Consider the following 20,941-nt stretch of genomic DNA (forward strand, 5'->3'; position numbering starts at 1 on the left):
GGCCGGGGGATGGGTCAGCGTGTGCTTGCGATGACCGGGTAGTGGTCGGACAGGTTGGTGTAGGTGTAGTCCTTGCCCCAGCTCGTTACCGTCCATGGCTCGCACTGTTCGGGGAGGACCGTGTTGGTCCAGGCGGTTGGGCGGGCGTGTCCGCGGCGGAACAGGACGTAGTCCAGATCCTCGCGCGGCTCGCCGGGATAGCGATAGGCCGCAATGGAATTGGATTGGGTGTCGAAGGAGTAAGGGTGGCCGGTGCGGGTGTCGGCCGGGTCCAGGCCCGCGTTGTCGAGCATGCTGCGGTACTCCGGGCCGTGTGAGTCGACGTTGAGATCGCCTGCCACCAGGACCTGTTCGCTCGCCGGAATGTGCTTACCGTCCAGGAAGGCCGCGATCTGGCGGAATTGCTTGGCACGGTCGGAGACGGCTTCGCCTGCGCGGCAACGGCTGTCGGTGGACTGGGTGTGGGTGCCGACGACGTGCACCGTGGTGCCGTTCACATCCAGAACGACGTAGGCGAAGCCCTTGTTCGCGGTCCAGTCCACGCCGCAACCGTTCTCGAACAGGACCTGCTCCTTGCGTACGATCGGCCACTTGCTCATCACGATCACACCGCCGTCCTCCGCGGTGGTGTCGGAGTACTTCCCGCCCGTGGCGTCCCAGCCGTCGCGGCCCCGGCCGACCACCGGCGTCTGATGCGGATACAGCCGCGCCGCATCGGCTTTCATGGCCTCGGAGATCTCGTTGTCGAACGCCTCCTGCAGGACCACCACGTCGTTGCCTCGGAAGAAGTCGGCCGCCACGATGGCCGTGGCGCGATGTTCCTGACCCCAGTTCGGATACAGCGTGGTGCTCATCAGAAAGGTGTTGTAGGTCAGCACCTTCAGCGCCGGTGGGGCGGGTGCGGCCTGCGCGGCGGATGGCAGGCCCAGGCCCAGCACCGCGGTGGCGGCGAGGGCGATCAGCGTGGTCTTCCGACCCAGCGACATGTGCGTCTCCTTCGATCCGATCGGCCCGCCCGGATCGCGAGCGGGCGGAGACAGCGAAATCGGACAAATCGACGCGAAGATGTCCGGCATATGAGGCCGGGATGTTCTCGAATGGAAATATGGGTCCCCAGTCACCCGCCTCGGCGGCGACTGCGGGGGGAGCGGGGTTTGCGGCGATAGAAGTACTCTCCGCCGATATCAGCTGCGGCGCCGGCGATCTCGTCGATCTTGGGCGAGCCGCATGGGGCGCGTCCAACACTCGCACCTACGGCCGCACTCCGCAACAACCATCTCCCAGCCTGATACGCGGGTGCGAGCGCTACCTACTCGCCTGCACCCGCGCTACTCATTCAGGGACGGGGCACAGGGCGGCTCAATGGTGTCGCGACACTCGCCCATACTCTCTGACCCGCAGAACACCACGGTCCTGGTCAGGGTAAGCACCTGGTCGCCAGATATTCTCCGACGCTCGGAGACGCGACCAAGACAATGCCCGGTCCGGACGGCGGAATCCGGCTATGACACCGGATTCAGGGTGTGCCGCCTGGGCTCAAGCTCGCCACGGCCTTGAATTGGTCGAGGGATGAAGCCGGTGCAGTTCCGCCGCAAGCCTCTCCCGGTGCTCCTCGGCGGCCTGGGCGCTCGAAAAGCCCAGTGCGTCGGCGACGTACTGCCAACCGAGGCCATGTGCCAGAGCCGTATCGATGAATCTGGCTTCCGATTGATCGATGAAAAACCGGTCTGTGACGATCAGCCGACGCCAAGCGGCCATTACCTCTGGGGGAATATCCGGAATGTCGTCCCGGACGGTCAGCGTATTCATCGCCAGCAACGGCTGCTCGCCCACCAGCCGAAACCCCTCCTCCCCGAGGGCCTCACGTAACCACGCTTCGAGAGCCGGTCCCATTTGCTGCTGGCGTTCGACCATGTGACTCATTGTAAGTCGCTTGTGGGCCGGTGCTCGCGAGGACGACGACAACCCACGGCCGATCCGGCCTCCGTACTCCCTCCCAGGCCTCTAGCTCGCCCTCGAACACGGCCGCACCGGCGACGAAGTATGACAACGGTTTTCGAGCCTCCTTCTGGGCTGCCTGAGCAAGATCGATGATGCATCCGACAAGCTAGGCACGACGCGGAGCCTGTCCCTGGATGGCAGTCGGCCATCCAATCTGAATGAGTGGGTTTGCACTACCGCCCGACCGTCGGGGGAATTCCGAACCGCAGCGAGGGGGAGCGGGGTATATGCTGGGCGACCTTCTGGGTCTACCGCGTGGCAGTACTCGGAAACGGCTACCGATCCCTGTGGCTGAGCGAGGAGCGCAACAGTGAGCGAGGAAGGTGGCTGGGAAGACTTTGTTGTCGACCTGTGCGATCTCGCGGTGAAGTATGACGCGGATACATTTCTTTCCGAGTCACGTGTTGTTCTTTCCGCCCGCACAATCCATCCCGGCGACCAGTGCGGCAGTATCGTGGTTACCCGCTTCGACGACGAGGCGGCGCGGGTGGAGACGGGGTGGTGCTTCACCATGGTGGTGGATTACGTTGCCGAAGACCATGACCGGCCGGTTCCGGCGCTCGGCCTGATTGAGGCGATTTGTTCCGGCAACGCGGAAGAGCACTGTCTGATCGATTCCGACGGCCGCTGGGTAGGAATTCTCCTCGAGGCATGGGCACCGAACGGCGACCGGTGGCAATCGGGTGATCCGAACCGTGCCGAGAAGCGAGCGACGCGACGGTTTCCGCGTTGGGCCCAGTGAAGCAGTTGCCGCCGAGTCACCCTCGGCGGCGACTGCGGGGGGAGCGGGGTTTGCGGCGGTAGACGGTGGCGGTGATGCGGTGGCCCATGGGGTTGGTTACGTAGAAGTACTCGCCGCCGATATCGGCTGCGGCGCGGGAGATCTCATCGATCGCGCCGTGGAAGTCGGCGGTGCCGAAGTGGCTCAGGGTCATCTCGACCGTGCCCACCGGGTCGAATCCGTCCGATGGTGGGGTGTCGAGTTCTTCGGCCCTTCCCACCATTAGGCGCCGGTACGCAACCTTGCTCCCGGCCCGGTGCCGTCCACGTCGGTGAAGCCGTATCGTGTCGCGAGGTCGGCGGTGGTCTGGGTTCCGCCCGATCGGTCGAGCGTCTCGGGGTCGGCTGCCAGGGCGGCTACGCCCCGGCCGACGAAGCGTGGGGACTCGGCGTGCGTGATATCGAACGTTCCCTCGCCCGGGATGTCGACGACGGTTCGGCCGTCGTCGGTTGTGCGTGCTCCGCTGGCGAGCAGTTCGGTGCGCACCAATCCCGGCCAGACCGATATGACCGCGACGCCGTGTGGTTGAAGCTCGACCGCCATATCGGCCGTCATCTTGTCCAATGCGGCCTTCCCGACGCCGTAGACGACGTTGTGGCCGTAGGACACCGCGCCCGACGAGGAGATGTTGACGACCACCGCACCCGGCCGTTGGGCCTTGAACAGGAGGGGAGCGGCGTACACACCGGCGACATAGTGCGATCGGAGCCCGATCCCGAGCACCTGATCCCAGGCCTGCAACGGCAGCTCCCAGAACGGTTTATGCAGCCACTGGGCGAGATCCGGGGCCGAGAAGACGTTGTTCACCAGGATGTCGAGGCGTCCCTGTTCGGCGTCGACCCGGCCGAACAGCGCCGCCACTTGCTCGTCGTCGTGATGATCGCACTGCACCGGGATGCCGGTGCCGCCGAGTGCGGTCACCTCTGCTGCCGTCTCGGAGATCGTGCCGGGAAGCGGTCCGGGAGCGACGGTGCGTCCGGTGAGATACACCGTCGCGCCCGCGGCGCCGAGCTCCAGCGCGATGCCCTTGCCCACGCCTCTGCTCGCGCCGGTGACGACGGCGACCTTTCCCGACAGCGGCTGGGACATCGCTTCCTCCGGCAAGATCTGGGGTCCGACACTGGGCACGATTATGCCTGTCGCGGTTAGGGTTTGTATCCGACCGCGGCGAAATTGCCCGGCCGCCCCTGGTCGGTCGGGTCCACCGGTTCCTCGGGTCGCCAGTCGGCGGCGTAGACGAGGCCGGGTTCGACGAGTTCGAAGCCATCGAAGAGCGCCGCGATGTCGTCGCGATCGCGCATCGTGAGGGGATCCGATGTCTCGCTGTACATTTCGGCGATCTCGGCGGCGAGCCGCTTCAGCTCGTCGCCGACCTCCGACATCGAGGCGTGGCTCATGGCCACGTAGCTGCCCGAGGGGAGCCGGTCGCGCAGCCGCGCCATCAGCTCCTGCGGGCGGTCGGCGTCCGGTATGAACGGCCATACGCTGACGATCAACAGGCCCAGCGGCTGATCGAAATCGATCAGCCGACGGGTGTCGGGGTGGTCCAGGATGAGGTCGGGATCGCGCAGGTCGGCCTCGATCACCGCGACGCTGTCCATGACCTGTTGTTGCCGCAACAGCTCGTCGGCGCGGTTGACCGCCTCCAAGTCGTTGTCCACGTAGACAACTCGGCTGTCGGGCGCACCGATCCGGCTGATCTCGTGCGTATTACCGGCGGTGGGCAGGCCCGAGCCGATGTCGAGGAACTGCCGAATCCCCTGCGCCACCATGAATTTCACGGCCCGCCGCAGAAAGGCCCGATTGTGGTGGGCCCATACGTCCGCATACGGGAACACCTGGTACAGGTGCTCGGCAAAGATCTTGTCAACCCCGAACACGGCCTCGCCGGACAAATAGTAGTGGTACAGCCGCGCGGCCGACGGTCGGCTGGCGTCGATCTCACGGGGTTCGAAGTCGGGGGCGTTCATCCCAGGGCTCCTCGATAGTGCAGCACGTGCAAAGGCTAGCCCCCATCGAGCCGAACTGCGTTGGGAAAAACGGACTTAGACGCGAATCCCCATGTCAGAACGACGCCTACATCGGGAACAGGTTGTGTTTGCGCGGGTTCGGGCGGCGAACGGCCTCCTTGTCGCGCAGGAGGCGCAGGGCCTTGCGGATTTCGAGGCGGGTCTGCGACGGCTCGATGACCGCGTCGATATAGCCGCGCTCGGCCGCGATCCACGGGGTGGCAATCGTGGTGTTGTAGAGGTCGATCATCTGCTGCCGCACCGCCTCTCGCTGCTCGGGCGGGGCGGCGTCGAGTTGACGGCGGCCGACGACGCCGACCATGCTCTCCGCGCCCATCACCGCGATCCGCGCGGTCGGCCATGCCAGGCTGATATCGGCGCCGAGCTGTTTGCAGCCCATCACCGCATAGCCGCCGCCGTAGGCCTTGCGCACGACCACGGTCACGATCGGCACGGTCGCCTCGATCACCGCCCGGAAGAAGCGTCCGCCGCGCTTGATCACCCCGTTGCGTTCCTCCTGCAGGCCCGGCAGCACACCAGGGGTGTCGACCACGAACACCAGCGGCAATCCGAAGGCATCACACATGCGAATGAAATTCGTTGCCTTGTCCGAACATTGGGCATCGAGCGCACCGCCCAGCACCAGCGGCTGATTGGCGATCACGCCGATGCTGCGCCCGTCCACGCGCGCGAATCCAGTGATCAGATTCTGTGCGGTCACCGCGCCGATCTCATGGAAGTCGCCGTCGTCGAAGATGCGCAGCAGGACCTCGTACATGTCGTAGCCGGCCTTGTCCGAATCCGGGATGATCCGGTCCAGCTCGAGATCGTGCTCCGTAGGTTCGGGTTCCAGGCCGGGATTGACGATCGGCGGCTGTTCCAGACAGCTGGACGGAAGATAGCTCAAGTACCTGCGCACCCAGTCGAAGGCGTCCTTTTCGGACGGCGCGATGTGATGGATGGTGCCGTTGCGGGCCAGTACCGCGGCGCCGCCGAGCTCCTCGGCGGTGACCTCCTCACCGGTCACCGCTTTGATGACCTCCGGTCCGGTCACGAACATGTACGAGTTCTCCGTGGCGACCAGCACATCCATGTTCACCGGCCCGTACACCGACCCGGCCGCACATTTGCCCAGCATCACCGCCACCATCGGCACGAAACCCGTCAAATCCTCCGCCCGTCGGCACATCAGTGCGTACCAGGCCAGCGAGGCGACCGCGTCCTGGATGCGGGCACCGCCGGAATCGTTGATCATCACCAGTGGGCAGGCGTTCTTGTGGGCGAATTCCGTCGCAGCGGCGACCTTGCGGCCGAACATCTCGCCGACCGACCCGCCGTACACGGTCTGGTCGTGCGCTATCACGACCACTGGGCGGCCGTCGATATGGCCGCGCCCGGTGACTACGCCGTCGCCGTAGAAGGCGTCGGGGCTACCGGGCTGGCGCATCAGCGCCCCGGTTTCGACGAAACTTCCCGGATCCAGCAGCATCCGTATGCGTTCGCGGGCACTGGGAATGCCTTTGTTGCGGCGTTTGTCGATTCCGGCCTGTCCCGCCGGTTCGTCCGCGATTTCGAGGAGTTTGTGCAGCTCCTGCAGTTTGTCCCGGGTGACCGTCATCCGTGACCGAGGCCCTTTCCAAGTCGGATTGTGCGATCGAATGTGCCGTTTCATATCGCTGGAGCCTCCCTTGGGCGGCGAATCTCGCCCGGGGGCACTGTTCCGGTACGCGATGGCCGACCGGACGTCGCGAGGGTAGCAGCCGGATCACCGGCCGCAGACCAGCCATGGCAGTGTGTCCCGGTCGGCCTGGGCGCTTATTCGCGTATGGCGGTCGCGATCCCCAGCCAGTCGTCCGCATGTAGCCCGCGGCGGGAGGCGGGATCGTATCGGCACAGAAGCGTCGGCACCCTGGACACATCGTGCAGGCGGAATCCGCAGGAGCCGAGCAATGCGTCGAGTTCTGCCGAGGTGAAGCCGGACCGGAAGGGTTCGCCGAGACGCGCCACGATGCGCGACAGCCAGCGAGCACCCCGCCATGGGGTGGTGCCGGTAATGACGTCCGGGTCGATGTAGTCGAGCACCAGTCGGCTGCCCGGCGCGCACACGGCGGCGAGGTCGTGCATCGTCGCGCGGATTGCATCAACCGGGAGATACGTTGTCACGCCTGTCCACACGATCAGGGACGGAACGCCGGGGTCTAACCCATTGGCCAGCAGGCGCTCACGGAGGTCGTCCTTCTGGAAGTCGCAGGCGACCCAGGTGAGCGGTGGGCGGTGCTGGGGAAACAGCTGCTCGAATCTGGCGCGCTTGGCCTTCTGCGTCGATGGTGCGTCGACTTCGAAGATTCTCGTTGTGGCATCGGCTGTGCGCAGGCTGGTCGTGTCGAAACCGGCACCGAGCAACACGCTCTGCCGCACCCCGGCGGCGACCGCCGCACGGTACGCGTCGTCGACATAGCGGACCCGGAGCACCGTGTGGGCCTGCAGCCCGCCGACCAGCCGGTCCAGACAATAGATCGCGCCGCGCGCAATGAGCGGATGCGACAGCATCATCCGCAACGCGGGATCGCGGACGAAGCGGTGCGAGTACCGATCGTCGAGCAGCCTGCGGTCGTGTGGATGGACCGTTTCCGCGGCACGCTGCGCCGCCGTGAACTCCGCCGTCCAGCTGGGTTTGCGGTCCAGCCGCCGGGTCAGCACCTGCCCCCGCGCCATGCGAATCACTCTAGAGCGGGCAGGCTAGCTGGCGGAAGGCATGCTGTGCTCCTCGGGCACTCGAGCTGAATTCGATCTGGACGCCTGCCGTCGTGCGGAGGGGCAGCGAGGGGCTGGTGCCGGGGTCACCTGGAATGTCGACGCGACGGCGCGGTGATCCGACGGCCACGGTGAGATGACGACGTCGGCGTGGGGTCCGCCGAAGTCGCCCGGCAACGGTTGTGCGGGTGCGGGTTCGGCGATCACCTTGCTGTCGAGGGTTGTCGATGGGCCTGCGGCATAGACGAAGTCGATCCGGTCGTGTACCTCGTTGGCCTCCACCGAAGGTGACGGATAGCCCGGGGTCCACGTGTAGGCGGGTTTTGCAATCGAATCGGAGTGCCGTTCGCGCAACGAATCTCGGAAACCGAGCTCGGCCAGCCGGGCTGATACCGGCCAGCGCAGCTCACGGTCGAACGGGCGCGGGGTGACGGCCGCGGTGGCTGCGGTCCAGTCCAGGTGGGAAGGCACGTTGAAGTCCCCGGTGAGGAACACCGGAACACCCGAATTGGCCAGCGCCGGAAGCGAATTGAATCTACCGGCCATTTCCTTCATGTGGTACTGCTCATTGGCGAGGACCTTCTCGGCGGTGGCGCCGTCGCGAAGGTCGTACGGGCCATAGGGGTACGGCCGCAGATGGACGTTGCTCACCGCCACCACCCGACCGGGCGACACCTCCACGTAGACGTAGTCGGAGCTGCCCTGCGGCACGATGATCGGATGCTTGCTGATGATCTGCAGGGGTGCGTGAACATGCTTCCAGCCCAGGTCGTTCGCCAGCCGATTCAGGTTGTTGTTGGATTCCTGCACGCCCACGATGTCCGCGCCAGAGGCAACGATTGCTTCGGACACCTTCTTGAAGTCCACCCGGGTCCCACCTACCCAGATGTTGAACGTCATCACCGTCACCTGAGTGGTGGGCGGTTGTGCCGAGGCCCGATGTGCCGGTGTGGGACCGAGCCCGAGGACGGCGGCCAACACACCCGCCAGAACCGTGATGAGCCAGGAGTGTCGAGACATGTGCAACTCCTTCCGTAGCGTGACCAAGGTCACGGTAGGAGTGGCGTGTGAAACGATGGCATATCACTGATATCCCGTTCGGAAACAAGCAGCCAACACCGCGCCCGAATCCATTGCACAGCAACTATTTCCGGCAGGTACGGGAGGCCGTCACCGAGGTCACCCGCTTCTACGCGAGCCGGGACTTCGCTAGCCCGCGGAAGGCATGCTGTGCTCCTCGGGCAGTAGCAGGGTGGTGAGTTCGTCCAGGGCCGTGTCCAGGGCGTGGGTGAATTCGGTCAGCGGGGGAAGTTTGTCGGCCGCGCCGAGGATGCCGAAATGGAGGGCGTCGGTGTAGCCGACGCAGGTGACGTTGAACGAATTGCCGTGCATCAGTAGCGAAATCGGGTACAGCGCCTCGAGTCGCGCGCCGTTCCAGTACAGCGGTCGGCGTGGACCGGGGACATTGGAGACGCCCATGGGATGGGAGGAGGGCATGCGGTCGAAGCCGACATTCAGCCCGAGAATCCAGGGCAGGGTGACCGCGAGGCCGTAGCCGATCGCCGCATTCGGGGACAGGCCGGTCATGTGCCGCTTCGCCGCATCGATGGACCGCTTCACGGCTGTCAGCCGCTCGCGCGGGTCGGCGATATCGGTGGCGAGCGCGGTGAACATCATGCCCGCGCGGGTGCCCAGCCGGTCGTCGTCCTGCTCGCGTAGATCCATGGGAACACCCGCGGTCAAGGTGCGCGCGGGCAAGTGGCCATGGGCGTCGAGGTATCCGCGCAGCGCGGTCGACACCAGGTAGAGCACGATGTCGTTGATCGTGCACTCACCGGCCTTGGCGAGCCGCTTGAACAGCGCCAGATCATAACGGCGCGTGGACAGATCGCGGCGCCCCGTGATCGGACCGTCGAAGATCGACGGCGGCTGCTCGTAGGCGCGCTGGGCCGCGGTCCGTCGACCGCGTGCCCGCCGCAGTGCGTCACGTCCGGCACCGCCGATACCGCGCAGCACCTCCAGAACCCCGCGCAGGGCCACCAGCACCACCCGCAGCGGATTCGACGAAGTGCGTTGCGGCGGCGCATCGTTCGCACGGCCGACGGTGAAAAGATGTGGTGTCTCGCGGTCGTCGGGATCGGTGGAGAAGGTGTCGGTGAACAGCCGCATCAGCGATGCGCCGTCGAACAGGCTGTGATGCACCTTCAAGATGAGCGCGAACCGATCCGCGCCCAGGCCCTGGACCAGATGGATCTCCCACGGCGGCCGCCGCAGATCGAGCTGCTGCTGGTGGATCCGGGTGGCCAGTTCCAGCAACTGCTCGTGGCCGCCGGGCTGCGGCAGCTCCCAGGTGCGGATGTGCTCACCCAGATTCACCTCGTCGACCTCGCGCACCAGCGACGCCAACCGGCTCACCGGCACCAGATTCCACGGCCGGGGCAGCTCGGCGGGAGCGGCGACCTGGGCGAGCCAGCGCCGCACGAAGCGGTCGGCGTCGCCGTCGGGTGCGGTGAACTCCATCAGAAATGCGACATGCATGGGCATATCGGGCGATTCGAGCGACAGCCAGACGCCGTCGGTCGCCGACAACCGGTGCAGGGACATGGAAATCCTTTCTCGGGCGACACGTCCCGGTCAGCCGCGGGGAATCAGATCCAGTCGCATGCCGATCGGAATGGTCGCGAAGTGGAAGCGGTCCTTCGGCGGTTGCGCACCCGCGGGCAACCGCACGTCGAAGGTCCGGCACACCATGCTGACGACGTTCTTGATCTCCAGCAGCGCCAGGCCGCGCCCGGGGCAGAATCGCGGGCCGGAGCCGAACGGCGTGGACGCTTCCGGGCGGTGATTGCCGCCGCCGTCGCGCAGCCAGCGGTCCGGGTCGAAGGTGAGCGGATCGCTGAAGTTCTCCTCCTGCAACCCGGGGTGCTGGACGTTGATGATCACCCAGGTGCCCGCGGGGATCGCCGCACCGCCCAGGACGGTGTCGCGGACCGTTTCGAGTCCGATCAGCGGCGTGGTCGGACGCAGCCGCATCGATTCGGCGGCGACGGCTTCCAGATACGGCTGCCGCTCCAGCGCCGACGGAATCTCGGCCACCTCGTCGCGGATGCGCTGCTGCACCTCGGGATGTCCCGCGAGGTGATACAGCAGCCAGGCCATCGCATTGCTGGTGGTGTCCTGACCGGCGACGAGGATGGTGAGCGCCTCGGCGAAAAGCTCGTCGTCGGTGAAGGTTTCGTTGCCGTCGGGGGCGAGCAGCAGGGCCTCGATGAAGTTCGTCGGGCTTTCGGGCAGGTTCTGTCGGGCGCGCGCAATGACCTCGTCGAGGTCCCTGCGGATCGCCGCGAGTGCCCGGTCCAGCGCCCGGTCGGCGGGCAGCTTCACATAGCGCCAGTACGGGAACGGGGTGGCCATGCGGCGGTTGATGGTCGGGAAGATCAGTTCCAGGTGCTGCTGGATGACGTCGCCGGATTGCTCGATGGTGTTGATGTCGTAGTCGAAGGTCAGTTTGGCGGTGACGTCGACCGTGTAGCGGGTCAGGTCGGCCCGAATATCGGTGGGCGGCAACGACAGCCAGCGCCGCCGCAGGCGCTCGGTGATGGTCTCCAGGGTGGGGTGGAATCCGCGCAGATGACCGGCGTTGAAGGCGGGCATCGCCAGCTTGCGCCGCCGCCGCCACGCATCGCCCTCCAGTGAGAACAATCCGTTGGAGCCCATCTCGTCCATGATCGACTCGATCACCGACTGCCGGCGGAACCCGCTGGGGCGATCGCGCAGCACCTCGCGGATCAGGTCGGGATCGCTGACCACCACGACGGGCTTACCCGCCATGTCGACACGGTAGAGCGAACCGAATTCCCCGGCCCACTCCTCGAGGCGCCGATGCAGCAGCGTCGGCCACAGTTGCGGCAGATTTCCTACCAGCGGCCAGCCACCGGGCCCCGGTAGCTCGGTCAGAGACAGCTCTCGCGACGTGGTGGTGGACACCAGCGGAGCGTATCGCCGGCGCAGCTCGGACGCGAAAGCAGAACCGTCACTTTGTTTCCCGAGACAACAGGGGTGATATTTTCTGTTTCCCGGGCCGATTGATCCGCCCCGCGACGACGAACAGTGCGACCAGCAGCACACTCAGCCACACGTAGGTGTTGCCGATCAGGTGCTGCCCCGGGGTCCAGTCGAATTCGCGATTGTTGTCGCCGGGCTCCCAGTTCTGCGGGCCGATGACGAAGACCACCGCGGTGGCGAGGACGACCGCCGACCAGAGCAGTGCGGCACGCCGGGGCAGCCGCACGGCCGTCCCGGCCGCGGCGAACAGGGCCGGAGCGATCCACACCCAGTGGTGCGACCACGAGATCGGCGAGACCAGCAGGGTGAAGACCGCATTGAACGACAGCATCAGCGCCGGGTTGTCTCCCGCCTGCCGCATGGCCGCCACGACCAGTGCCAGCAGCAGCGCGCCGAGCAGCAGCCACAGCGCGGTGAAGGCCGGTTCCGGGACCTGCAGCCGGGCCAGCACCCCTTGGATCGACTGATTGGTGTGGAAGGCCGACCCGCTCAGCCCCGACACATTGCCCATCCCGCCGAACCAGTACCGGGTCGATTCCTTCGGCATGATCGCGAAGGCCAGGGCGGTCGCGGCGGCGCCGGTGATCGCGGCGGTCGCGGCGGCCCGGTAGTCGCGGCGGATGAGGAAGTACAGGACGAACGCCGCCGGGGTCAGCTTGATCGCCGCGGCCAGCCCGATCAGCATGCCGCGGGGCCACTTCGGGCGCAGTGCCAGGCAGTCGGCGACGACCAGCGCCATGAGCAGCAGGTTGACCTGGCCGAAATCCAGCGTCGAATGGACCGGCTCCAGCAGCAGACCCACCGGCAGCGCGCACGCGCTCGCCCACAGCGCGAGTTCGAGGGTGCCGGGCCAGAGGCGCCGTGCGGTGAGATAGATCGTCACCGCCAGGGCCAGCGTCGACACCACGAAGAACGTGGTGGCGGCCAGATGCCAGGACAGGATGGCGAACGGACCCAGGGCCAGGGCCGCGAACGGCGGATAGATGAACGGCAGTCCGATACCCAGCGTGGTCTTCGGCAGCGTCCCGTACATATCGGCGCCGTGCCACCACGCCTGCACTCCGAGCCGGTACACCTGCAGGTCGATGAACTCGCGCTTGATCGGGGTCAGCGGCCAGCTGGGATGCGTCAACCAGAAGATCGCGACCGCGAGTAGCAGTGGGGGGACCAGCCACAGCAGTCGAGCGAAGGGACGAGCCGAGGACGTCGTCGGAGCGGAGGTGGAGACACTAACCATCCAGCACGAGGTTACCGATCATCGACGCTCAGCCGAAGCCCAGGGCGAATTCCCGTCACCACCCGGCCCGTAGCATGGGGCGGGTTATGGGCAGCCCTCGTGAGCAGGGGCGTCAGGCGGAGGCGCCGCTGACGCTCACCACCGAACCGCCGCGCAGTCTGTCGTTCGCCGATCAGACCGCGTTCTGGGTCAATCTCGGGGTGTCGCTCATCGGGTTCACCGGGGCGATCTATGTCTTGCAACCGGATGGTCATCCACAGCTGCCGATCGTGGGCGCGTTGCTGGCGACCGTGCTGGGCACGCTGATCGGGACGGCGATGGTCGCCGTCGCGGGGGCGGTCGGGGCTCGGACGGGGGCCCCGGCCATGGCGAACTTCCGGGGGTTGTTCGGCACCCGGCTGTCGTATGTGCCGACTGTCGCCAACATCGTGCAGTGCATCGGCTGGGGTGTGTACGAGCTGACGGTCATCTCGGGCGGCGTGCAGGCCATCACGCACGGGCGGTTGCCGCATGTGCTCGTGATCGTCGCGGCTGGAGTCCTGTCCACGGCCATGGCGATCTGGCCGCTGTCGGTGCTGCATATTCTGCGCAAGTACGTGACGGTCGCGGTGTTCATAGCGATGCTGTATTTCACCGTGCAGCTGTTGCGGAATCCGCTGCCGCAGGTCGGCGACACCTCCTGGAGCGGGTTCTTCCCCGCCGTGGACTCCGCGCTCGCGGTGGCGGTGTCGTTCGTGCCGCTGGCCGCCGACTACACCCGGCACGCCCATTCGGCACGGGCCGCCTCCGGGTCCACCATGCTGGGCTATTCGGTGGCGCAGACCTGGTGCTATCTGCTGGGCATGGTCGCGCTGCTCCAGGTCGGCGGCGATCCGGATCGGATCTTCGACACCTTCCTCGGCGTCGCGGCCGGGTGGGTGTTCTTCGCGGTGCTGGTGGTGCGGGAATCGGATCAGTCGTTCGCCAATGTGTACTCCACGGCCATGTCGCTGCAGAATCTGCTGCCGCGGGTGGACCGGAGGGTGCTGGCCGCCGCCGTCGGTGTCGTGGCGATCGTGCTGGCGATGGGGGTGCACGATTTCACCGGCTTCTCGAACTTCCTGCTGCTGATCGGCTCGGTCTTCGTGCCGCTGTGCGCGGTGCTGGCGGTGGATTACTACTTCGGCCGGGGGCGGCTGGGCTGGGATCTGTCCGAGCGGGCACCGGCCCGCCCGCTGATGGTGGTGCCGTGGCTGCTGGGGTTCGCGGTCTATCAGCTGTTCAATCCCGGGTCGGTGTCGTGGTGGGCGCGGCTGTGGAGCGAGGCGCAGGATGCGATCGGGATCCATCCCGGGTGGTGGTCGTCGGCGTCGCTGTTCTCGTTCCTGGTCGCGGCGCTGGCCACCGGGGGCCTGGTGCTCGTCGAGCGTCGAGCGCTGGGGAGGCAGTCTGTCTGAGCACACCGGGCCCGGTGATCGCGATCTCGTCTTCGGGATGGGGACCGACCCGATGGCCGAGCCCGATTGGCCGCCATTGACTCTCGACGAGATCGACGAGGCGGCGCAGATCGAGTGGCGCAGCCCGCGCCCGCTGTCGTCGACGGCACGGGTGCGGATGGCCGATGGCGAGCGGGTCGTGGTGAAGCGGATGCCGGTGGCATTGCGGGATGCCGGTGCGCTGGCGGAGGAACATGCGTACATGGCGCATCTGCGGGCGCGGGGGATACCGATTCCGCTGGTGCGAACCGTCGTTCGCGGTGGGTTCAGCTATGAGATCCATGGTCTCGGGGACGGGGAGGATCTCTATCGCGGCGTTTTCTCTTGGACCCCTCACCTGTCGGAGGAACATGCGGACTCCGCCGGACGCATGCTGGCCCGATTGCATTGCGCGGCAGAGGGATACGAGGCTCCCGAGCGGGCACCGCGGCCGCTGCTGGCCGCGCTGTGCACCGATCCGATCGCGACCGTCGAACGGTATGCCGCCGCCCGGCCCACGGTCGCACGATTCCTGGACGCACGTCCGTGGCGGGAGCAGCTGGCGGCGCGGCGGGTCGGCACCGAAGGGCTCGCGCCGCTGTGGACCCACAACGATTGGCACGGCACGAATCTGCTCTGGCGCGGCGACGAGATCACCGCCGTCTTCGACTTCGGCCTGGCCAATCGCACCACCGCCGCCTTCGATCTGGCCGTGGCGGTCGAGCGATTCGCCGTCGACTGGATCGCGCTGCGCGACGGCGGCCCGGCCCGCATCCAGGAGGCGCAGCTGGCGGCGTTCCTCCACGGCTATACGGCCATCCGCCCGCTCACCCCCGCCGAGCGTCGCGCCCTGCCTGCCCTGTTCCCCCTCGCCCACATCGCCTACGAACTGTCCGAGATCGACTATTTCCTATCCGTTCTCCCACACCCGAACCACGAGAATGCCGAGATCGCCTACCGCGACTACCTGGTCGGCCACCTCCAGTGGGCCCAGGGAGAACAGGGTCGGGCCTTCCTCGAGCTGTTGGGCCGATTGGTGGGTTAGGTGCCCGGTCCGGCCCGTACCGAATGGAATGATGGCGGTCGTGGCGTACATCCTGCTGGTCGAGGACGACCCCGCGATCCGGGAGGGGCTCGGGCTGGCGTTGCGGCGGCACGGGCATGTCGTGTGCACGGCCGCGACCGGGGAGCAGGGGCTGGAGCTGGCGCAGTCGGAGGATGTCGAGCTGGTGGTGCTCGATGTGATGCTGCCCGGGATCGACGGATTCGAGGTGTGCCGCCGGCTGCGGGCGCGATCGGCGGTGGCGATCATCATGCTCACCGCCCGCGACGACGATATCGACATCGTCGGCGGACTGGAGGCCGGTGCCGACGACTATGTCGTCAAACCCGTCCTGCCACGGGTGCTCGACGCCCGCATCAAGGCCGTGCTGCGGCGCGGCACCGTCGAGCAGCCGCGCACGCAACGGTTCGGCACCCTCGAGATCGATCGAGCCGCGATGACCGTGCACAAGGATGGGGCGCCCATCGCGCTCACCCCCACCGAACTGCGTCTGCTGCTGGAACTGTCGGGCTCGCCGGGGCAGGTGTTCAGCCGTCAGCAACTGCTCGAAAATGTCTGGGAACACAGCTATCTCGGCGATTCCCGGCTGGTGGACAACGGCATTCAGCGCCTGCGCGCGAAGGTCGAGGACGACCCCTCCGCGCCGGTGTACGTGCAGACCGTGCGCGGCTTCGGGTACCGGTTCGGTCCGGTATGAGGTGGCCGGGCGGACTGCGCTCCCGCTTGCTGGTGGCCTTCGTGGTGGCCACCACGATCGGGGCGGTGCTGGCGGCGGCCGCGAGCTTCGTGACCGCACGCGCCGGGCTGGTCGCCGATGCCCAGAACCAGGCCGCCGAGGGTCTGCGCGAACGGATCACCGCTATCGCGCCGGAGCTGACCTACCCGCCCGACCAGGCCACCCTCGAACGCATTCTCGACGTGGTCGGCGATTCCGCGGAGGTGACCTACGGATCGCTCACCGCCCGCACCGGCGGGGACCTCGGCCTGATCGACACCGAGTTGCGTACGGCGGTGCGCGACCGCGGAGAGCTTGTCCTGCAACGGGTCCGGCCCTCCACCCGATCGCCGGTGCTGGCGATCGGGATGCCGCTCACGAGCACCGGTGTCGACGGCCGCCGCACCCCCTCCGGTATCGAGGTCTATGCCCTGGTCGATCTCGCCGAGACCCAGCACCGCATCGAGGAATCGGCGTGGGCGGCCGCGCTCACCAGTGCGCTCGCCCTGCCGCTGGCGGCCGTGCTGGCGCTGCTGGCCGCCCGCAGCGTCCTGCGCCCGGTGCGGGAATTGCGCTCCGCGGCAGGGCGATTCGCCGACGGCGACCTGTCGGTGCGGGTCCGGCCGCGCGGCTCGGACGAGCTGTCCGAGCTTGCCCGCACGGTGAACCGGATGGCCGCCGAACTCGAGGACACCATGACGCGCCTGCGCGAATCCGAGGCCGAATCACGGCGTTTCGTCGCCGACGTCTCACACGAGCTGCGTACCCCGCTGGCCACCCTCACCGCGGTCGTCGAGGTGCTGGACGAGGATTCGGCGCAACTGAGCCCCGACCAGCAGACCTCCGCCCGGCTGGCCGTCGAGGCCACCCGCCGCCTGACCCGGCTGGTCGGCGACCTCATCGAGGTGTCTCGATTCGATGCCGCGAGCGAGCGGCTGCAGCTCGAGGAGGTGGAGGTGCGGCGTGCCGTCTCGGATACCCTGCGCGCCCGCGACTGGGCGCGGCAGGTGACCGTCGATGCGCCCGACCCGATCGACGCGGTCCTCGACCCGCGTCGCCTGGATGTGGTCGTGGCCAATCTGGTCGGCAACGCGCTGACCCACGGCGCACCGCCGGTCCGGGTCGAGGTTCGTGCCGACGACGAGTTCGTCACCGTCACCGTCGTCGACGGCGGCCCCGGACTGCCTGCCGACGATCCGAATCGTGTCTTCGACCGCTTCTACAAGGGCGATCCGTCGCGCTCGCGATCCCAGGGCAGCGGTCTGGGGCTGGCCATCGCCCGCGAACACGCCCGCCTGCACGGCGGCGACATCATCGCCGAGAACGTGCCCGGTGGCGGTGCCCGATTCGTCGCGCGGTTCCCGCGCCGCGGGGAGGAAATCTGATGCGACACCGGGGTTTTCGGGACATCGTTCGTCGATTCCTTTGGGTGATACCGGTATCGGCGGTCGCGGTGTGTGGGGCGTGCACCATTCCGACGTCCGGCGTGCTGGCCGCGGGCAACGCACCGACCGGCGTGGCGCCGGGAGTGACGCTGTACTACTTCGATGCCGAGGGCAGACCCGTCCCGGAGCTGCGTGAAACCGGGCATCTCGGAACCGTGGCCGAGGCACTGGATCTGTTGTTGCGCAGCACGCCGCCGCCCGGGCTGTATTCGGAACTGCCGTCCGGCGTCGCCGCGCCGAGGCCGCTGGTGACCGAGTTCGACGACCGCATCACCGTCCACATGCCCTACACCGCAGCCGAACTCACCGAACCCGGCGTGTCCCAGCTGGTGTGCACCGCGCTGGGTGTACACCGCCAGGCCGGGCGCGGCCCCGCGACCGTGGTCCTCATCCCCACCATCGGCGACCGGATCGGACCTCGGGACTGTCCGGTGCAGCGCTGACTGCGACACGATTGCGACAGTGCCGCCACAGGGCCCGGACATCGGCGCATCAGCCTCGAAGCCATGACCGCAGTGCAAGCTCACGGGCCGACGGGTTCGGCCGTCGCCCGGACCGGATTCGATCGACTGCTGGGCGTCGACGCCGTGCGCGGGATCGCCCTCCTCGGTGTGTTCGTCATGCATTTCCAGGTGACCGGATGGTGGCACGCCGGTCCGCCCGATGCGACACCGGAAGCGCTGGTGTGGGTGCAGCAGCACACCTCCTCGCGCGCGATGAGCCTGTTCGTCCTGCTGGCCGGGCTGTCGGTGGCGCTGATGACCGGCGGGCCGCGGCCCTATACCGGAATGCGGATGGCGCGCGCGCGTTTGCGCGTGCTCGTGCGGGCCGCGGTGCTGCTGCTGATCGGGCTGTGTGTCGCGCAGTTCGCCATCCCCTCGGTCCTCGAGTACTACGCGGTGCTGCTGATCCTCCTGGTGCCGTTCACCGCGCTGCGGGTGCGGACCCTCGCAGTACTCGCCACCGCGGCCGTGCCCGCGGTAACCCTGTATGCGGTGTGGATGTTCAATCGGCACGCCGACTTCATGCGCATGTCCCCGCCGCAGGGTCTGGAGATTCTCGTCCGGCCCGACCGATGGGGCGACTACCTCGACGCGCTGGTGCTCTTCGGCGGCGGTTTCCAGACCATCTATGGAATCCCGCTGGTCCTGGCGGGTCTGGCGATCGGGCGATCGGATCTGCGCAATCAGATCACCCAAAGGCGCATGGCTGTCGCCGGTTCCGCCCTGGCCGGCGGCGCGTGGCTGCTGTCGCGGCTGGCCGATCGCATGTTCGCCGCCGATACCGCGGCCCTGGACACCCCGCCGAGTGCGCGAGATCTGCTCCGGATGCCGGGCCCGTCCTCGTTGTATGCGACCAGCGCGGTCGGCATCGTCCTCATGATCGGTCTGGCGCTGCTGCTGGTCGCGGTGCTGTCGGCGGCCCTCGACCACGTGCGGATGCGGCGCCTGGCGTGGCCGCTGGTGGCGACCGGCAGCATGACCCTGACCTGGTATGTCGGTCATCTCTTCTTCCTGCGCCTGATCGGTCCGGACGCGCTGTTCTCCTTCGCCGGTTTCGTGGGTCTGGTCGCCCTGGTCCTCGCGGTCTCGGCGCTGGTGCGGCTGTGGTGTCGCCGCGGCCCGCTCGAGTGGCTGGTCCACCGGGCGATCACCGCGGTCGTGCGCCCATGACGAGCGTGCTGAGAACTTTTGTCGGGTGAGAGCCGATACACCGAACAAAACGGCCGAAACCGCCCCGGTTGTCGCATATTCTTGTTCCCGTTACCCGGAGACCTAGATCACTCGGTCGGGCTGCTATGTTTGCTCGCTGCTAGTGCTCGCGGCGGGTCGAGCGGGGGACAGCTACGACAAGATGGAGTTAGAAGTTTGGCTATCCCAGGTTCAGAACAAGATACGACCCGCTCACAGAGCAGATGGGGGGCGCTGTTCGCCACCAAATCGGTCGAGCAATCGATCCGCGACACCGACGAGCCGGACGCCCGGCTGCACCGGGATCTCACGGCGTGGGACCTCACCATCTTCGGTGTGGCCGTCGTGGTCGGCGCCGGCATCTTCACCCTGACCGCGCGCACCGCCGGGACCGTCGCCGGTCCGTCGGTATCGCTGGCGTTCATCTTCGCCGCCATCGCCTGCGGGCTCACCGCGCTGTGTTACGCGGAATTCGCCTCGACGGTGCCGGTTGCGGGCAGCGCCTACACCTTCTCCTATGCCACCTTCGGTGAGCTGGCCGCCTGGATCATCGGCTGGGACCTGATCCTGGAGTTCGCGCTCGCCGCCTCGGTGGTGGCCAAGGGCTGGTCCCAGTACCTGGGTGAGCTGGTGGGCACGCCGGTCGTGCACTTCGGTTCGGTCGCCTTCGACTGGGGCGCGGCGTTGTTGATCGCCCTGCTCGGGGTGCTGCTGGCCGTGGGCACCAAGGTGTCCTCGCGGGTGTCGGCGGTGGCCGTGGCCATCAAGCTCGCGGTGATCGCACTGGTGCTGATCGTGGGCCTCACCTTCTTCAAGGCCTCGAATCTGAGTCCCTACATCCCGCCGTCGCAGCCCGGTAAGACGGGTGAGGGCATACATCAGTCGCTGTTCTCGTGGCTGACCGGTGCGGGGCACAGCACCTTCGGCTGGTACGGGCTGCTGGCGGCGGCGAGCCTGGTGTTCTTCGCGTTCATCGGTTTCGACGTGGTCGCCACCACCGCCGAGGAGACCAAGAATCCGCAGCGCAATGTGCCGCGCGGCATCCTCGGTTCGCTGGTGATCGTGACCGTGCTGTATGTGGCGGTCTCGCTGGTGCTGACCGGCATGGTGTCCTACACCGAGCTGTCCAAGGGGGACGCCACCCTCGCGACGGCCTTCGCCATCCACGGCGTGACGTGGGCGAAGAACCTCATCTCCATCGGTGCGCTGGCCGGGCTCACCACCGTCGTCATGGTGATGTACCTGGGGCAGACCCGGGTGCTGTTCGCGATGTCGCGCGACGGGCTGCTGCCGCGCGGGCTCGCCCACACCGGCACCAAGGGGACGCCGGTGCGGATCACCGCGATCGTCGGCGTGGTGTGCGCGGTGCTGGCCGGTTTCGTGGAGTTCGGCACCCTCGAGGAGATGGTGAACATCGGCACGCTGTTCGCCTTCGTGCTGGTCTCGCTCGGCGTGCTGATCCTGCGCCGGACCCGGCCGGATCTGCCGCGTGGTTTCAAGGTTCCGCTGGTCCCGCTGGTCCCGATTCTCGCGGTGCTGTCGTGCCTGTGGCTGATGCTGAACCTGTCGGTGGAGACCTGGCTGCGCTTCGTGATCTGGATGGCCGCGGGGCTGGTGCTGTACTTCACCTACGGTGTGCGGCGCTCGGTCCTGCGCAACGGGCGGAAGTAGGGTGTGTCCCTGTCATCCCAGCGAAAAGCATGCCGGGATGACAGGGAATCGGGGT

The 20,941-nt window shown here is 67.2% G+C and carries 19 protein-coding genes; 8 read left to right on the plus strand and 11 right to left on the minus strand.

The window, feature by feature from the left end; genetic code table 11:
- Window positions 1-14: 14 nt before the first annotated feature.
- Window positions 15-986, minus strand: coding sequence for a sphingomyelin phosphodiesterase (sph, locus tag IU452_RS19910; protein ID WP_195110592.1), 972 nt, complete (start codon window positions 984-986; stop codon window positions 15-17).
- Between the two features lie 550 nt (window positions 987-1,536).
- Window positions 1,537-1,914 (minus strand): hypothetical protein, encoded by a 378-nt coding sequence (locus tag IU452_RS19915; protein WP_195110593.1) that lies wholly within the window; start codon window positions 1,912-1,914, stop codon window positions 1,537-1,539.
- 397 nt (window positions 1,915-2,311) lie between these two features.
- Here IU452_RS19915 and IU452_RS19920 point away from each other — a divergent pair, with 397 nt between their 5' ends.
- The gene (locus tag IU452_RS19920; RefSeq protein ID WP_195110594.1) at window positions 2,312-2,743 is read left to right on the plus strand and encodes a hypothetical protein; all 432 of its coding nucleotides are present in this window, start codon (window positions 2,312-2,314) and stop codon (window positions 2,741-2,743) included.
- A gap of 16 nt (window positions 2,744-2,759) precedes the next feature.
- Here IU452_RS19920 and IU452_RS19925 read toward each other — a convergent pair whose 3' ends face one another.
- The 9 genes from IU452_RS19925 to IU452_RS19965 form a co-directional block, all read right to left on the minus strand.
- Window positions 2,760-3,005, minus strand: coding sequence for a hypothetical protein (locus IU452_RS19925; RefSeq protein ID WP_195110595.1), 246 nt, complete (start codon window positions 3,003-3,005; stop codon window positions 2,760-2,762).
- Window positions 3,005-3,871: an SDR family NAD(P)-dependent oxidoreductase gene (locus IU452_RS19930; protein ID WP_195110596.1), complete on the minus strand. Its 867-nt coding sequence runs from the start codon at window positions 3,869-3,871 to the stop codon at window positions 3,005-3,007. The genes IU452_RS19925 and IU452_RS19930 overlap by 1 nt, the downstream gene beginning before the upstream one ends.
- Window positions 3,872-3,927: 56 nt before the next feature.
- Window positions 3,928-4,752 (minus strand): SAM-dependent methyltransferase, encoded by an 825-nt coding sequence (locus tag IU452_RS19935; protein ID WP_195110597.1) that lies wholly within the window; start codon window positions 4,750-4,752, stop codon window positions 3,928-3,930.
- A gap of 106 nt (window positions 4,753-4,858) precedes the next feature.
- Window positions 4,859-6,409 (minus strand): acyl-CoA carboxylase subunit beta, encoded by a 1,551-nt coding sequence (locus tag IU452_RS19940; protein ID WP_195110598.1) that lies wholly within the window; start codon window positions 6,407-6,409, stop codon window positions 4,859-4,861.
- 197 nt (window positions 6,410-6,606) lie between these two features.
- On the minus strand, window positions 6,607-7,491 hold the full coding sequence (locus tag IU452_RS19945) for a class I SAM-dependent methyltransferase (RefSeq protein WP_416382340.1): 885 nt from the start codon (window positions 7,489-7,491) through the stop codon (window positions 6,607-6,609).
- A 39-nt stretch (window positions 7,492-7,530) separates the two neighbouring features.
- Window positions 7,531-8,565, minus strand: a complete 1,035-nt coding sequence (locus IU452_RS19950; RefSeq protein WP_195110600.1) for an endonuclease/exonuclease/phosphatase family protein — start codon at window positions 8,563-8,565, stop codon at window positions 7,531-7,533.
- Window positions 8,566-8,754: 189 nt separating this feature from the next.
- The gene (locus IU452_RS19955) at window positions 8,755-10,149 is read right to left on the minus strand and encodes a wax ester/triacylglycerol synthase family O-acyltransferase (RefSeq protein WP_195110601.1); all 1,395 of its coding nucleotides are present in this window, start codon (window positions 10,147-10,149) and stop codon (window positions 8,755-8,757) included.
- Between the two features lie 30 nt (window positions 10,150-10,179).
- Entirely contained in the window at window positions 10,180-11,532 is a 1,353-nt protein-coding gene (locus IU452_RS19960) for a cytochrome P450 (RefSeq protein WP_195110602.1), read from the minus strand.
- 46 nt (window positions 11,533-11,578) lie between these two features.
- The gene (locus tag IU452_RS19965; protein ID WP_195110603.1) at window positions 11,579-12,847 is read right to left on the minus strand and encodes a glycosyltransferase 87 family protein; all 1,269 of its coding nucleotides are present in this window, start codon (window positions 12,845-12,847) and stop codon (window positions 11,579-11,581) included.
- Between the two features lie 86 nt (window positions 12,848-12,933).
- Between IU452_RS19965 and IU452_RS19970 the strand changes: the two genes are divergently transcribed.
- The 7 genes from IU452_RS19970 (at window position 12,934) to IU452_RS20000 (ending at window position 20,886) form a co-directional block, all read left to right on the plus strand.
- Window positions 12,934-14,283: a purine-cytosine permease family protein gene (locus IU452_RS19970; RefSeq protein WP_195110604.1), complete on the plus strand. Its 1,350-nt coding sequence runs from the start codon at window positions 12,934-12,936 to the stop codon at window positions 14,281-14,283.
- 37 nt (window positions 14,284-14,320) lie between these two features.
- Window positions 14,321-15,346, plus strand: a complete 1,026-nt coding sequence (locus IU452_RS19975; RefSeq protein ID WP_195110605.1) for a phosphotransferase enzyme family protein — start codon at window positions 14,321-14,323, stop codon at window positions 15,344-15,346.
- A gap of 31 nt (window positions 15,347-15,377) precedes the next feature.
- Window positions 15,378-16,061 carry a response regulator transcription factor gene (locus IU452_RS19980; RefSeq protein WP_228818267.1) on the plus strand — a complete coding sequence of 228 codons (684 nt, stop codon included), beginning with the start codon at window positions 15,378-15,380 and terminating at the stop codon, window positions 16,059-16,061.
- Window positions 16,058-17,464: a sensor histidine kinase gene (locus IU452_RS19985; RefSeq protein WP_195110607.1), complete on the plus strand. Its 1,407-nt coding sequence runs from the start codon at window positions 16,058-16,060 to the stop codon at window positions 17,462-17,464. Before IU452_RS19980 ends, IU452_RS19985 begins: the two co-directional genes overlap by 4 nt.
- A 44-nt stretch (window positions 17,465-17,508) precedes the next feature.
- The gene (locus IU452_RS19990) at window positions 17,509-17,967 is read left to right on the plus strand and encodes a hypothetical protein (protein ID WP_195110608.1); all 459 of its coding nucleotides are present in this window, start codon (window positions 17,509-17,511) and stop codon (window positions 17,965-17,967) included.
- A gap of 63 nt (window positions 17,968-18,030) precedes the next feature.
- The gene (locus tag IU452_RS19995; protein ID WP_195110609.1) at window positions 18,031-19,197 is read left to right on the plus strand and encodes a heparan-alpha-glucosaminide N-acetyltransferase domain-containing protein; all 1,167 of its coding nucleotides are present in this window, start codon (window positions 18,031-18,033) and stop codon (window positions 19,195-19,197) included.
- Window positions 19,198-19,392: 195 nt separating this feature from the next.
- The gene (locus IU452_RS20000; RefSeq protein ID WP_228818270.1) at window positions 19,393-20,886 is read left to right on the plus strand and encodes an amino acid permease; all 1,494 of its coding nucleotides are present in this window, start codon (window positions 19,393-19,395) and stop codon (window positions 20,884-20,886) included.
- Window positions 20,887-20,941: the final 55 nt, after the last annotated feature.

Source organism: Nocardia transvalensis, assembly GCF_015477765.1.
In the GTDB taxonomy this organism is placed as follows: Bacteria; Actinomycetota; Actinomycetes; order Mycobacteriales; family Mycobacteriaceae; genus Nocardia; species Nocardia transvalensis_A.